Annotated in this window: 15 protein-coding genes; 3 read left to right on the top strand and 12 right to left on the bottom strand. The window is 74.1% G+C overall.

Going from position 1 to position 13,713, the window contains the following annotated elements:
- The 11 genes from AB0I21_RS16680 to AB0I21_RS16630 form a co-directional block, all read right to left on the bottom strand.
- Positions 1-852 carry a CoA ester lyase gene (locus AB0I21_RS16680; RefSeq protein ID WP_360561947.1) on the bottom strand — a complete coding sequence of 284 codons (852 nt, stop codon included), beginning with the start codon at positions 850-852 and terminating at the stop codon, positions 1-3.
- Positions 849-2,012, bottom strand: coding sequence for an acyl-CoA dehydrogenase family protein (locus tag AB0I21_RS16675; RefSeq protein ID WP_360561945.1), 1,164 nt, complete (start codon positions 2,010-2,012; stop codon positions 849-851). Before AB0I21_RS16675 ends, AB0I21_RS16680 begins: the two co-directional genes overlap by 4 nt.
- A 3-nt stretch (positions 2,013-2,015) precedes the next feature.
- Complete coding sequence (locus tag AB0I21_RS16670) at positions 2,016-2,378, bottom strand: zinc ribbon domain-containing protein (RefSeq protein ID WP_360561943.1); 363 nt, start codon at positions 2,376-2,378, stop codon at positions 2,016-2,018.
- Positions 2,375-3,478 (bottom strand): thiolase, encoded by a 1,104-nt coding sequence (locus AB0I21_RS16665; RefSeq protein WP_360561941.1) that lies wholly within the window; start codon positions 3,476-3,478, stop codon positions 2,375-2,377. The genes AB0I21_RS16670 and AB0I21_RS16665 overlap by 4 nt, the downstream gene beginning before the upstream one ends.
- Entirely contained in the window at positions 3,475-3,858 is a 384-nt protein-coding gene (locus AB0I21_RS16660) for a MaoC/PaaZ C-terminal domain-containing protein (RefSeq protein ID WP_360561939.1), read from the bottom strand. The genes AB0I21_RS16665 and AB0I21_RS16660 overlap by 4 nt, the downstream gene beginning before the upstream one ends.
- Complete coding sequence (locus AB0I21_RS16655) at positions 3,855-4,343, bottom strand: MaoC family dehydratase N-terminal domain-containing protein (RefSeq protein WP_360561937.1); 489 nt, start codon at positions 4,341-4,343, stop codon at positions 3,855-3,857. Before AB0I21_RS16655 ends, AB0I21_RS16660 begins: the two co-directional genes overlap by 4 nt.
- On the bottom strand, positions 4,340-5,299 hold the full coding sequence (locus AB0I21_RS16650) for a RidA family protein (protein ID WP_360561935.1): 960 nt from the start codon (positions 5,297-5,299) through the stop codon (positions 4,340-4,342). The genes AB0I21_RS16655 and AB0I21_RS16650 overlap by 4 nt, the downstream gene beginning before the upstream one ends.
- Positions 5,296-6,624 carry an MmgE/PrpD family protein gene (locus AB0I21_RS16645; RefSeq protein ID WP_360561933.1) on the bottom strand — a complete coding sequence of 443 codons (1,329 nt, stop codon included), beginning with the start codon at positions 6,622-6,624 and terminating at the stop codon, positions 5,296-5,298. The genes AB0I21_RS16650 and AB0I21_RS16645 overlap by 4 nt, the downstream gene beginning before the upstream one ends.
- The gene (locus AB0I21_RS16640; protein ID WP_360561931.1) at positions 6,621-7,832 is read right to left on the bottom strand and encodes a CoA transferase; all 1,212 of its coding nucleotides are present in this window, start codon (positions 7,830-7,832) and stop codon (positions 6,621-6,623) included. Before AB0I21_RS16640 ends, AB0I21_RS16645 begins: the two co-directional genes overlap by 4 nt.
- Positions 7,829-8,836, bottom strand: coding sequence for an LLM class flavin-dependent oxidoreductase (locus AB0I21_RS16635; RefSeq protein ID WP_360561929.1), 1,008 nt, complete (start codon positions 8,834-8,836; stop codon positions 7,829-7,831). The genes AB0I21_RS16640 and AB0I21_RS16635 overlap by 4 nt, the downstream gene beginning before the upstream one ends.
- Positions 8,837-8,909: 73 nt before the next feature.
- Positions 8,910-9,413: a MaoC family dehydratase gene (locus tag AB0I21_RS16630; protein WP_344498614.1), complete on the bottom strand. Its 504-nt coding sequence runs from the start codon at positions 9,411-9,413 to the stop codon at positions 8,910-8,912.
- A 77-nt stretch (positions 9,414-9,490) separates the two neighbouring features.
- Between AB0I21_RS16630 and AB0I21_RS16625 the strand changes: the two genes are divergently transcribed.
- Complete coding sequence (locus AB0I21_RS16625) at positions 9,491-10,180, top strand: hypothetical protein (protein WP_360561927.1); 690 nt, start codon at positions 9,491-9,493, stop codon at positions 10,178-10,180.
- A gap of 23 nt (positions 10,181-10,203) precedes the next feature.
- Here AB0I21_RS16625 and AB0I21_RS16620 read toward each other — a convergent pair whose 3' ends face one another.
- Entirely contained in the window at positions 10,204-11,016 is an 813-nt protein-coding gene (locus AB0I21_RS16620; RefSeq protein ID WP_344498610.1) for an IclR family transcriptional regulator, read from the bottom strand.
- Positions 11,017-11,152: 136 nt separating this feature from the next.
- On the opposite strand from AB0I21_RS16620, the gene AB0I21_RS16615 reads away from it, so the two are divergent.
- Positions 11,153-12,397, top strand: coding sequence for a flavin reductase (locus tag AB0I21_RS16615; RefSeq protein WP_360561924.1), 1,245 nt, complete (start codon positions 11,153-11,155; stop codon positions 12,395-12,397).
- 16 nt (positions 12,398-12,413) lie between these two features.
- On the top strand, positions 12,414-13,712 hold the full coding sequence (locus AB0I21_RS16610) for an acyl-CoA dehydrogenase family protein (RefSeq protein ID WP_360561922.1): 1,299 nt from the start codon (positions 12,414-12,416) through the stop codon (positions 13,710-13,712).
- The last annotated feature ends 1 nt before the right edge of the window (position 13,713 follow it).

Raw genomic sequence — 13,713 nt, 5'->3', positions numbered from 1 at the left:
CTACAGTGGGCCGGCGAGGTCCAGCACGCGCCGGGCGGCGCGGACCACGGCGGCGTCGACCATGCGGCCGTCGGCGCCGACGAGCACGCCCGCGCCCGAGGAGACCGCCGCGTCGAAGCGCTGGACCAGGTCGGCCGCCACCGCGATCTCGACCGCCGACGGGGTGAAGATCTCGTTGACGACCGGGATCTGCGCCGGGTGGATGCACGCCCGGCCGACGAACCCGAGGCGCCGGAACGCGACCGTCGACGCCCGCAGCGCCGGCAGGTCGCGGTAGTCGGTGCTGACGGAGGCGACCGGCGCGGCGATCCCGGCGGCGGCGCTCGCGAGGACGACCTGCGAGCGGACGAAGAGCAGCTCACGCTCGTCGGGGCCCAGGGTGACGCCGAGCTCGGCACGCAGGTCCGCCTCGCCGATCTGCAGCCGCGCGACCCGCGGTGCCCGGGCGATCCGGGCGGCGTCGAGGACCGCTGTCGCCGTTTCCAGCAGCGGTACGACGGGGACCGCGCCGACCGGAAGCCCCCGCTCCTCCTCGGTGGTGGCCAGCACCGTCCCGAGCGCGGCGACCTCGGCGGCGCTGCCCGCCTTGGCGAGGCACACGCCGGCCAGCCGGGGGCCGACGACCGCACGGACGTCGTCGAAGCCGGCGGGGCCGGGGTTCACCCGCACCCAGACCGCGGGACCGGCGGCGGGCAGGTCGGACAGCCAGGCGGCGACGATCGCGCGGGCGCGGGCCTTGCCGGCCAGGGGCACCGCGTCCTCCAGGTCGACGATGAGCGCGTCGGCGCCCCGGTCCAGGGCCTTGTCGAGCTTCGCGGGGGCGTCGCCCGGCACGTACAGGTAGGACCTCATCCGATGCTGCCCTTCCCGCTGGTGAGTGCCTTGGCGATGACGATGCGCTGGATGTCGTTGGTGCCTTCGCCGATCATCATCAGCGGCGCGTCGCGGTAGAGGCGTTCGACGTCGAACTCCTTGGAGTAGCCGTAGCCGCCGTGGACCTGCATCGCCGACAGCGCGCACGCGGCGGCCGCCTCCGACGCGAACGCCTTCGCCATCCCGGCCTCCAGGTCGACCCGGCGGCCGGCGTCGGCGCGGGACGCCGCCCAGTACACCATGAGCCGCGCCGCCTGGACCTGCATCGCCATGTCGGCGAGGCGCAGCTGGATCGCCTGGAAGTCCGAGATCTGCGACCCGAACGCCTTGCGCTGCCCCGCGTAGCGCAGGGCCTCGTCGTAGGCGGCCTGGGCGATGCCGAGGGCGCGGGCGGCGACGTTGATCCGGCCGGTCTCCAGGCCCGACAGGACCTGCTGCATGCCGCGCCCCTCGACGCCGCCGAGCAGCGCGGAGGCGGGGACCCGGCAGTCGTCGAAGAGGATCTCGCACGACTCGGTGCCCTTGTAGCCGAGCTTCGGCAGGTCCCGGAGCACCTCGAAGCCGGGGGTGCCGGCCTCGACGAGCAGCACGGACATGCCGCGGTGCGCGGGGTCGGCCGACGGGTCGGTCTTGACGAGGACCGGCAGCGGGTCGGCGTGCCGGGCGTTGGTGATCCAGGTCTTGCGGCCGGTGATGACGTAGTCCTGGCCGTCGCGGCGGGCGACGGTGCGGATGCCCTGCAGGTCGGTGCCGGCGTCGGGTTCGGTGAGCGCGATCCCGGTGCGGCGGGCCCCGGTCGCGAGGTCCGGCAGGTACGCGCGGCGCTGCTCGTCGGTGCCGTGCCGCGCGATCAGCCAGCACGACAGGGAGTGGCTGCCGAGGATGCCGGCGATGCCCATCCAGCCCTTCGCGATCTCCTCGAAGACGAGGGCGAAGGAGACCATGTCGGCGCCGAGGCCGCCGTACTCCTCGGGGACGGTCAGCCCGAACAGCCCCATCCGCCGCATGGTCTCGACGATCTCGGCCGGGTAGCGGTCAGTCGCCTCCCATTCGCGGGCGACGGGCCGGATCTCCCTGTCGACGAACGCGCGCAGCGCGTCGCGGAACTGGCGCTGCTCGTCGGTGAGCTCGAAGTCCACGGGTCACCCCAAACGGAAGACGGGAAGGTTGCGGCCGTCGTCGAGCGGCCGCCAGTGCACGACGACGGTGGCGCCGATCGCGGCGTCCTGCCAGGGCTCCACGTTGGACACCAGGCGGGGGCCTTCGGCGAGCGCGATGACGGCGACCGCGTACGGCTCCGACGCGCGGCGCACGACGGTGTACGTCTCGATCACGCCGGCGCCCGAGGTGTCCACCAGGGGCGGGTCGGGCTCCCCGCAGCGCAGGCACAGCGGGCGTGGGTAGTGCTGGTGGTGCCCGCAGGCGGCGCAGCGCTGGACGGTGAGCCGCCGCTGCCTCGTCGCGTCCCACCACGCGGCCGTCGTCTCGTCCACCGGGATGCTCACGAGGTCCGTCCGAGCAGGACGGTGCCATGGGTGGAGAGGATTCCGCCGGTACCGTGGGCGAGGGCGACCCGGTCCGCCGTGCCGCGCAGCCGGCGGACGGCCTCGACGAGCAGCAGCACGCCGAGCTGCCCCGGGTGGCAGTAGGACAGCCCGCCGCCGGACGTGTTCATCGGCAGCGTCCCGGCGGCGACGAGGTCGGGTGCCTCGCCGAAGCCGCAGAAGCCGAGGGCCTCGAGGGTCAGCAGCACGGTGATGGTGAACGAGTCGTAGATCTGGGCGCTGTCGACGTCGGCGGGGGTGAGCCCGGCCATGGCGAACGCGCGCCGGCCGGAGTCGACGGCGCCGGTGCGCAGCAGGTCGCCGACGCCGACGATGGAGGTGCCGGTCGTCGCCTCGCCGTAGCCGAGGACCTCGACCGGGACGGCGGGCAGGTCACGGGCGCGGTCCACAGTGGTCAGCACGACGGCGCCGCCGCCGTCGGTGACGAGGCAGCAGTCGGCGACCCGCAGCGGGTCGCTCACCAGCGGACTGGCGTCCATCTCAACCGGTCCCGCACCGAACCGGTAGGCGCGCGGGTTCTGCCGCGCCCACTCGCGGGCGGCGACGGCCACCGACGTCATGCCGGCCCGGCCGCGGCCGGTGCCGTACGTGTGCAGGTAGAGCTGCGCGGCGAGCGCGTACGCCGACACGGGGTACAGCGGCCCGTACGGCTGCTCGAACTGCGCCTCCGGCGTGTGCGCCTCGTAGGGGTCGAAGGTGCGGCTGCGGGCGGAGCGCTGGTTGGACCCGTACGAGATGACGACGACGGACGCCTGCCCGGCCTGGATCGCCTGGACGGCGTGGCCGACGTAGAGCTCGAACGCCGCGCCGCCGGCGAACGTCGAGTCCGTCCACCGTGGACGCAGCCCGAGGTGCTCGGCGACCTGGGTCGCGGAGAAGCGGGACACGCCGTTGGTGGCGAGCCCGTCGACGTCGGCGAGGCGCAGCCCGGCGTCGGCGAGCGCCCGGGTGACCGCCTGCGTCTGCAGGTGCAGCGCGGTCTTGCCGGTGACCCCGAGGTCCGACTCGGCGGCGCCGACGACGCAGACCCCGGTGGTCATCGCAGTTCCACTGTGGACGAGGCGGGCGCGACCGCGATCCGGCCCTCGGCTTCGACTCGGTGCTCGACGGTGACGAGCCGGCCGTCGACCGCCTGAACGACACCCAGGCAGCGCACTGTCTCGCCGGCGTGAACGAGGCTCTTGAACCGGAACGTCAGCGAGCGAAGCACTCCAGAAGTGCCGATCCAGTCCTGGACCTGCTCGGCGAGCAGCGCCCCGAACACCTGCCCGTCGACGACCGGCCGGTCCAGGCCGCGCGGCGCCAGGTAGGACGGGTCGTAGTGCAGCCGGTGCCAGTCCCACGTGGCGCCGGCGTAGGCGATCATGTCGGGCAGCGCGATCAGCCGTTCGAGGGGCGGCAGCTCGAGGCCGGGCTTCACGGCGTCACCGCCAGGTAGATGATGGACTCCTCGTTGGTGGCGAGGAGGTCGCCGTCCTGGTTGGTGTAGGTGGCGCGCGAGGTGAACACCAGCATCGGCTGCCCGGCACCCGTGGCCCGCTCGGCGATGTCCACGAGCCGCCACACGGCGGTGACCACGTCGTCGGGGCGCACCGCCCGGTGGAACTCGTAGGCGTTGCCGCCGCGGACCTGGCGGGTGCCGGGCAGGTCGATCCCCCACGTGTGGCCGGCGTAGCCGTCGGCGTCGCGGGGCAGCCCGGCGTACTGGTTGGTCTCGCAGATCAGCGTCGGCGGCGCGACGACCCCGTCGTGGCCGGCGGCCCGGGCGGCCGCGTCGTCGGTGTAGACAGGGTTGTCGTCGCCGACCGCGAGGGCGAAATAGCGGATCGCCGCGCGGCCGAGGGGTTCGGGCGCGGTGTACGTGGCCTCGCGGCCGATGAGGGCCCGGAGCTCGTCGGTCATCATGCGAGCACCGCCGTCGGCACGACCTCGATGAGGAACTGGGGGCGCAGCAGCGCCGAGCAGACGACGGAGGTGACGGCGGCGTGCGGGTAGCGCTCGGCGCGCGCCGCGGCGAGCTTCGGGTATTCAGCCACGGCGGCGGGGGTGACGTACTCGAGGAGGCGGGTGACGGTGGCGCCGGCGGCGACCAGGTCGATGTTGTCGTAGACGAACGCGGCCTGCGCCGGCAGGTCGTCCTCGTGCACGGCCAGCTGTGACTCCGGGTCGAGCGCGCCGAAGCCCGACATGACCAGGGTGTCGCCGGCCAGGACGCCCGGGAGGTAGGTGAGGGTGTCGTACCGGGACCAGCCCGGGTTCACCGGCCGCAGCGGCCCGCGGGCGGCGAGCGCGTCGAGCGACACGGCGGCGCCGGCCTCGACGGGCGTGTCGACGAGGATCCCGGCGGCACCCGGAAAGACAGGGCCGAGCAGGTCCCGCCGGGGGCGACCGCACCGGGGGTATTCGGCGCGGGTCGCGGTGGCGGTGAAGTCGGTCGTGCGGACCAGCGCGTCGAGGCCCAGCCCGGCGTGGCCCAGCAGCTCGCCGATGCGTTCGAGGCACCAGGTGTACTGGTCCCGGAAGGCCCCCGTGGTGGTGTGGACGCTCGGCAGGTGCACGAGGTCCCCCGCGATGCGCAGCAGGCCACCGGCGACCGCCTCACCCCCGCCGGGGTGCACCGTCAGGTCGACGGCGAAGCGGTGCCCCGGGTCGGGGAGCCCGGCGACGGGCACGACGGACACCGGCGCCCGGTGCCCGTCGAGGAATCCCTCGCGCGCGTCCGGTGGGGCGCCGGCGGTGACGTACTCGGCGACGTGGACGACGTCGCCCGGCCCGAACCCGGCGTCGGCGAGGTGACGGGCGGCCGACGCGTAGACGGTCGCGGGGTCGGGGCCGGCGATACCCGGCAGGTAGGTGGTCATGCGGTCGCTCCCAGCGCGTCGAGCAGATCGGTGAGGTCGGACGCGGTCGGCAGGACGGCGACGGCGGCGAGGACCGCGGGCCCGCCCGGGCCGAGGTTCGCGAGGGCCTTGCCGCGCACCGTCGCTTCGAGGCCGGGCGCGCCGGGCCCGCCGCCGCTGCGCGGCACCTCGGCGGTCAGCGTCCGGCCGTCTCGGAGCGTCACCGTGACCCGGCCGGGCTGTTCGGCGGCCGGGCCCGCGAAGTCGGCCACGCGGTGCCGTACCGACGCCGCCAACGCCGACACGTCGGGCCGGTCGACGCGGGCGAAGGTGTCCACGGTGACGGCCCGGTCGACGAGCATCGCGGCGACACACCACGCCAGGGCGAACTTCGCCTGGTACGCGGTGCGGGGCGCGGCCTGGTCCGGCCCGCAGACGATCGCCTCGGCGTCGGGGTGGATGTCGACGACCACGGCGGCGACGTCGGCGGGGTCCAGGCGCAGGGTGGCGGCGGCGTCGAGCGGGGCGTGCAGCAGCTGGCACGCCGGGTATGGCTTCACGGTGATCCGGGTCAGCTCGAACCGCTCGCCGAGGCCGTCGAGGACCGCTTCCGGCGCGACCCGCCGGCCGGCGAGGGCGGCGTAGAACCCTGAGGCGCCCTCGATCGCGCTCGCCGGCCCGCTGGCACCCGCGGCGGCGAGGCGGGCGGCGAGGATCCCGTGGTGCGCCGCGAAGCCGGTGTGCAGCTGCTTCGTCGACGACCCGGTGTGCAGGAACTCCAGGAGCCCGCCGGCCTGGCTGGCGGCGATGCCGATCGCGTCGACCGTCTGAGCCTGGGTGAGGCCGTGCAGCCGGGCCGCCACGAGCGCCGCGGCGATCACCCCGCAGGCGGCGGTGGCGTGCACCCCGCGCGCGTGGAACGCGTGCGGCGCCGCACCCCCGAGCCGGCAGATCGTTTCGAGCCCGACGACCGCGGCCGCGACGGCTTCGGCCCCGCTGACCCGCAGCTGCTCCCCCACCGCGAGCACCACGGGCAGCACCGGTGCCGTCGCGTGGACGAGGCCTCCGGCGTGGGTGTCGTCGAAGTCGAGCGCGTGCACGAGGACCCCACCCGCGAGCGCGGCGGCGGGCGCCCCGAGGCGCGTGCCGGTGCCGGGGATGCGCGCCTCGGGCGGTCCGCCGAGCCCGCGGGCGACCGCGAGCGCCGGGCCGGCCGCGTCCGAGCGGAGCGCGGCGACGGCGGTGCCGCAGCCGTCGAGCAGATGGCGCAGCGCCGCGTCGACCACCCGCGGCGGCGGCGCGGTGACCGACATCGCCCACTCGGCGAGGTCCTCGGAGACCGTCATGCGGGCGGTCCGAAGGCGCCGGCGGCTGTGAGCGCGGCGACGCGGGTGTCGTCGTAGCCGAGGACGTCGTGCAGGACGTAGCCGGCGTCCTCGTTGCGGCGGGGGGCGCGGCGGTGCGGGACGGGGTCGGTGCCGACCCGCACCGGCGACGCGGGCTGCCGGACGGTGCCGAAGTGCGGGTGGTCGGTCTCCACGACCAGGCCGCGGGCGACGGTGTGCGGGTCGGCGAGCGCGGCGGCGACGTCGTTGACGGGGCCGCACGGGATGCCGGCGGGCTGGAGGTCGGCGAGCCACGCCGCCACCGTCCGTGTCGCGAAGGCGTCCTCGAGCAGCGCGAGCAGGATCGTGGCGTGGCGGTGCCGGTCGCCGAACGTCGCGAACCGCGGGTCGGCGGCGAGCGCGGTGCCGGCGACCCCGTCGAGCAGGGTGGCGAGCCGCCGCCAGAACTTCTCCTTCGCGCAGCCGACGACCAGCCAGCCGTCCTGGGCCTCGAACACCTGGAACGGCACCAGCGACGGGTGCGCCGAGTGGTGCGTCCGGGCGGGCTGGAAGCCGCCGTTGAGGTGCCACACCGCGGGGTACGTGAGCATGCCGACGGCCGTGTCGTACAGGCTGAGGTCGCAGTCCATGCCGACGCCGTCGCGGCGGGCCGCGTGCACCCCCGCGAGGAGCGCGATCGCGGCGACCAGGCCGCCGCTGTAGTCCACCAGGGACAGCCCGCTCTTCGTCGGCGGGCCGCCGGGCTCGCCGGTGAGCTCCATCCAGCCGGCGAGCCCCTGCAGGACGTAGTCGTAGCCGGGCTGGGTGGCGCGGGGGCCGGTCATGCCGAAGCCGGTCAGGGAGCAGCAGACGATCGCGGGGTTGATCCCGGCGAGGTCCTCGTAGCGGATGCCGAGCTTCGCCGGCACGTCGCCGCGCAGGTTGGAGTAGACGGCGTGGCTGGCCCGCACCAGGTCCTCGAACACGGCCCGCCCGGCCGGCGCGGTGACGTCGAGGGAGATGGAGCGCTTGTTGCGGTTGAACGTCTCGAAGAACAGCGAGTCCTCGCCGTCGGCGAACGGCGGCACGTAGCGGCCGACGTCGCCGCCGGTCCGCGGGTCCTCCACCTTGATGATCTCGGCGCCGAGGTCGGCGAGGTGCACGGACCCGAACGGTCCCGCGCCGTACTGCTCCAGCGACACGATCCGGACGTCTTCCAGGGGTCTCACCGGCTCAGCTCCTCGATCAGGCGCAGGATGGCGTCCTGCAGCTCGCGCGTCCTCGACGGAGGCAGCCCGTACGTGGGTGGGCTGAGCTTGAGCGCGCCGGCGAGGCCGCAGTACCCGGCGATCCGCGACGCGACCTCGTCCGGGGTGCCGGTGAGGGTGAGCCGGTCGACCATCTCCGGGGCGACGGCGCCGGCGAGGCCGTCGGCGGGCAGCCCGCCGCGGAAGGCGTCGATGACCCGCTGCTGCTCGTCGGCGAGGCCGTGGAAGGCGAACAGGTCGGCGTAGGTGCGCACGGAGGCGTAGAACCCGACGACCCCGGCGGCGGCGGCGCGGGCGGCGGCCGGGTCGTCGTCGATGGCGCAACAGGCCGACACGACGACCTCGAAGCCGGGCCGGGGTCGCAGGCGGGGCAGGACGTGCGACGACAGGTAGGACGGCGAGCACAGCTCGTGCGAGATCCACCCGTCGCCGATCTCCCCGGCGAGGGCGGTCATCGCCGGACCGACGCCCGCGAGATAGACCGGGATCTGTTCCCGTACCGGTGGGTACGGGCGGCGGTATCCGCGCACCCGAACCCGTACCTCGACGCCCTCGACGTCGATCGGGTCGCCGGTGTGCGCGCCCGCAACCACCGCGCGCACGGCGAGCACGGTCTCCCTGAGCCGCAGGACCGGGCGGGACCAGGTGACGCCGTGCCAGTCCTCGTTGAGCCGCTGCACGCCCGTGCCCAGACCGAGGCGGAGGCGCCCGCCCGACAGCTCGTCGAGGTCGAGCGCGGACAGCGCGGTGAGGAACGGGCTACGGGCGAAGGCCAGGGCGATCCCCGTACCGACGCCCACAGACGTGGTGCGGGCGGCGAGGGCGGCGGCGGTGACGGGCGCGCTGCGGTGCAACTCCGGCGCCCACACGACGGCCGCCCCGGCCGCCTCCGCCCGGCGGGCCGCGTCGAGCTGCTCCTGGAGCGTCTCGCCCCAGGGCTGGAAGTGCAGCGCAGGCAGCGTCATACCGCCGCCTTCGGCGCCGGCATGACCGAAACCTGCCATCCTGATGAGCGGGCCGAGTCGCTCCGCTGCCCGCTCATACGGTCAGCGGCCCGGTCTTCGCGACGGGGAAGTGCGACTTGTCGTGGGGGGCGTCACGGCGGTACACCATGACGCTGCGCCGCCAGGACATCACCTCGTCACCGTCCTGGTTGAGACCGCGGGTGCGGCAGGTGACGATGCCGGCGTAAGGCCGGGATGCCGACGGGCGGGTCTCCAGGACGATCGACTCGGCGTAGAGGGTGTCGCCGACGAACACCGGCGCGGTGAGGCGGATCTCCTCCCAGCCGAGGTTCATGATCGCGTGCTGGCTCATGTCGGAGACGGACAGCCCGAGGACGACCGCGACGCTCAGCCCGGAGTTGACGATGAGCCGCCCGTACGGCGCGGAGGCGGCGAAGTGGGCGTTGAAGTGGTTCTGGTTGGTGTTCATGGTGAGCAACGTGAACCACGTGTTGTCGGCCTCGCTGATCGTGCGCCCCAGCGGGTGCTGATAGACCGCGCCGACGGTGAAGTCCTCGAGGTAGTTGCCCAGCGTCATGCTCGTGACGCTAGGCAGCGCGCCACGCCAGAGTCAAGCACTTGTTTCCCACAGCGGATCAGTGTTTCCATTGTGCGATGGGCTGGTGGATCCTGCTGCACATCGTGCTGTTCGTGTTCTGGCTGGGCGGGGACCTCGGCGTCTTCTACTCCAGCCGCTTCGTCCTGCGGCCCGACCTGCCGCCCGTCGCGCGCAGCACCGCCCTGAAGATCATGGGCGGGCTCGACCTGGGGCCGAAGATCTGCCTGGTGCTCTTCCTGCCCAGCGGCGTCACCCTGATGGCCCTGGACTCGCACGGCGCGCGCCTGGGCGGCTTCGAGCTGTTCCAGTGGTGGACGGTGCTGCCCGTGTGGCTCTTCGCCTTCGGCTGGCTGTTCCTGACGGTCAAGGACCACCACGCGCCGGGGAAGCACCCCGTGGTGCGACGGGCTGACTGGGGCATCCGGATCGGTTTGATCGGGGTGTTGTACGCCCTGGCGGGGTACACGGTCATCGCCGCCGAGCCGTTCGGCGTGACGACGAACCCGAAGTGGCTCGGCGCGAAGGTCGCGCTCTACGCCACGGCGATCGCGTGCGGCCTCGGCATCCGGCTCACGCTGCGCGGCTTCGCCGCCCCCTACGGCGCGCTCATGACGAGCGGCTCGACGCCGGAGGTGGAGCGCGGCCTGCGGCGGGCGGTGGACGGCTGCCTGCCCTACGTGTGGGGCATCTGGCTGTCCGTCCTCGCCGCCGCCGCCTTCGGTGTCCTGAAGCCCTGGATGCACTGAGGCGCCCGGAAGCCCTCGTCGAGCTACGGCGCGTGGTAGCCGAAGTGGCCGGAGACCCGGGCCGCCGCGACGAGAAGCCGGTCGGCGCACTCGGACATCCGCGGCTTGAAGCGCGACAGCGGCCCGGCCGCCGACAGCACCGCGATGACGTGCCCGTCGTGGTCGAACACCGGCGCGGCCACCGACGCCGCGCCGACCTGCCGCTCCCCCAGCGAGGTCGCGTAGCCGCGGCGCTGGATGGCGGCCAGCTCGAGGCGCAGCGCGGCGTCGTCGACGATGGTCTTCTCCGTCAGGGCGCCGAGGGTGTGCTTGGCCAGGTACACCTCGATCTCGTCCTCGCCCAGGAACGCCAGGAACGCCTTCGACGAGGCGCCCGCGTGCAGCGGGTAGGGCGTGCCGAGCTGCACCTCCAGGCGCAGCTCCTGCTCCGGGACCACCTGGTCGGCGTAGAGGCGCATGTCGCCGCGGCGGATGGACAGGGTGGCGGTCTCGCCGGTCTCCTCCGACAGCCGGCGCAGCTCCGGCGCCGCGATCGCGCGCAGGTCGGTGCGGGCCAGGTAGGCGCGGCCGAGCGCGACCGCCGCGTGGCCGAGCGCATACCGGCGGGTCGTCGGGTCGACCGTGACCAGGTCGCGGTTGCGCAGCGCGGTGAGGATGCGGTGCACCGCCGCCTTGGTCAGGCCGAGCTCGGCGGCGATCTCGGTCACGCCCAGGTCGGGGCGCCCGACCCGGCCGAAGAGGAGCAGGACGTCCATGGCCCGCTCGACCGCCGCGATGGAGCGGCTCGCGGAGCCGTCGGTGTTGTCGGCGGAAGCCGCCGTGGTGGTGGTCGACACCCCAGAAGTCTAAGCACAGATTTCCCTAGGGGAAACGGCGTCGCACATCGTTGACATCGCTTGACCACCGTCGTTACCTTGACGGTGACAGCGTTTCGCCAAGTGGAACAGTTCGGCAGACAGAAGGTGAGCGCGGGTGACGATCGACCCCGACACGTTCCGCTCGGTGCTCGCACAGTGGCCGAGCGGAGTCAGCGTCGTGACCACGGTCGCGGGCGACGGCTGGCACGGCATGACCGCGAGCTCGTTCTCCAGCGTGAGCATGGACCCGCCGCTGATCCTCGTGTGCCTCAACCGGCGGATCACCACGCACGCGCTCATCGAGGCCAGCGGCGTCTTCGCCGTCAGCGTCCTGGCGAAGGACCAGACGATGGTCGGCCGCCGCTTCGCCGGCCACGAGGGCGTCGCGGACCGGTTCGCCGGCGGCGCCTGGGAGACCCGGGTCACCGGCGCGCCGGTGCTCACCGACGCCGTCGGCTGGCTCGACTGCCGGGTCGTGCACGCGTACGCCGGCGGCGACCACACCATCTTCGTCGGCGCGGTCCTCGGCGCGTCGACCGAGCGGGTCGTCGCGCCGCTGCTGTTCCACTCCCGGGCCTGGGGGCAGCTCGCCGACGTGCTGCCCGACCTGGTCAGCGTCGCCGACACCGGGCTGCTGTCCGCGCTGCGCACCCACGCAGTGCCCGCCACCGCCGCCGGCGCCCTCGCCACCGCGCTGCGCGCCGCAGGGGTCCGGGTGCGCGTGCGGGACCCGTACGGCTGCCTCGTCTCGACCGGCGACCGGCACACCGCGACCGCGCTCGTCGCGACCGCCGACGAGGTCGCCGACGCGGCCCTGTCCGGCGCCGGGGTGATCGAGCTGCCCGCCGGTGACCCCGTCGTCACGAAACACATCCTCGACGAGGCCGGCCGCTACGACATGACGGCGGCCTGCTGGCTGCCGGACGCGTTCGCGCCCGCCCGCGCCGCCGACGTGCTCGACGCCGTCGACATGCTCGCCGCGCTCGGCTGCGCCGAGATCGGCCTCGACGAGGGCGCCGAGGCGGCCTCGCCCCGCCAGGTCCGGGAGCTGCTGCAGGACGCGACCGTCCGGGCTGCCACGAGGCCCATACCCGTATCCTTACGGGTCCGCCTGCGCGACCGGCACGGCCTAGGCCTCGTCAACGCGCTGACCGCGATGAAGAGCGGCGTCCGGCACTTCGACACCACACTCGGCGGCATCGACGGGGTCCTGGCCTGCGAGGACGTGCAGTTCCTCGCCGACCGGCTCGGCGTCGCCTGCGACAGCCCCCGCGCCGCCCTGGTCACCGCCGCCGCCGACCTCGAACGACACCTCGGCGGGGCGCTGCCCGGCCGCACGTACCGCGTTTCCACCTCCTGAAGGGACCCCGACCGTCATGGCACAGCTCACCGCCGACCGTCTGCTGGACGGCCTGTCCGACGCCGAGCGTGGCCGGGCCGCACGGGTCGAGGCCGTCCTGCCCGCGCTGCGGGACGCCGCGGCGGGCGCCGACGCCGAAGGCCGCTTCCCAGTCGAGCACGTCGCCCGGATGCGCGACGCGGGGCTGCTCGGGCTCGTCGTGCCGGAGGAGTACGGCGGGCTCGGCGGCACCCTGCGCGACCTCGCCGCCGCCACGTTCGCGATGGGCACCGCGTGCGGGTCGACGGCGCTGGCGTACTTCTTCCACAACACCAGCGCGTCGCGCGGCCTGCTGCCCCTGGAGGCGATCAAGGCCGGCCTGTTCGAGGCCGACGAGGTCCCGGTCGTGCGGGCGTTCGCCGAGAAGGTTTTGACCCGCATGGCCGGCGGCGTGTGGCTGGCCAACTTCGCGTCCGAGTCGGTGAAGAGCGCCGGCGCGAACATCTCCATCAGCACCACCGCGACGAAGGTCGACGGCGGCTGGCTGCTCAACGGCGAGAAGTCCTTCGGCTGCGCCACCGGCGTCGCCGACTACTACCTGACCACCGCCCGGCTGGACGGCACCGACACCGCCGCCGGGCTCGCCACGTTCTTCGTCCCGCGCGACGCCGCCGGCGTCGGTGAGCGCCCCACCTGGGACGCGCTCGGCATGCGCGCCACCGCCAACCAGGGCATCACCCTCAAGGACGTGTTCATCGCCGACGACGAGGCGCTGACGCTGCCGGGCGCGTTCGTGCGGATGCTCCAGGTCAGCCGCGGCTCGTTCGTCGGCAACCAGCTCGCCATCTCCGCCGTCTACCTCGGCGCGGCACAGTCGGCGTACGACGCGGCCCTCGCCGCGACGACCGGCAAGGCGTTCGCCGACACCGGGCGGCCCGTCGCCAGCAGCCCCATGCACCAGGTCCTGTTCGGCGACATGACCGAGCGCCTGGAGACCGCATACCTGTGGATCCGCCGCCAGCTGGAGCTGGAGACCTCCGAGCCGCCGCTGCGCGGCAAGGACGACGTGTTCCGCCAGTGGCGGATGGCGAAGGGCTCCATCACCGAGGCGTGCTTCGACGTGGCCGTCGGCGCGCTCAAGTGCACCGGCACGTCCGGCACCGCCAACTCCGGCGTCATCGCCCGTGCCGTCCGCGACACCGCGATGTCCCTGGTGATGACGTTCCCCGCCGAGCGCGGCCGCCTGGAGGCCGCGAACCTGGTCACCACCGGCGCGGAGAACGCCCTGTTCGCCAACGTCGCGTCGACCACGACGACGGCAGGGAAGGATCACTGAC

It is taken from the genome of Dactylosporangium sp. NPDC050588 (assembly GCF_040654975.1).
GTDB lineage: Bacteria > Actinomycetota > Actinomycetes > Mycobacteriales > Micromonosporaceae > Dactylosporangium > Dactylosporangium maewongense.
The sequence above is the reverse complement of the archived record's forward strand: the minus strand, read 5'-3'. Positions and strand labels throughout refer to the sequence as shown.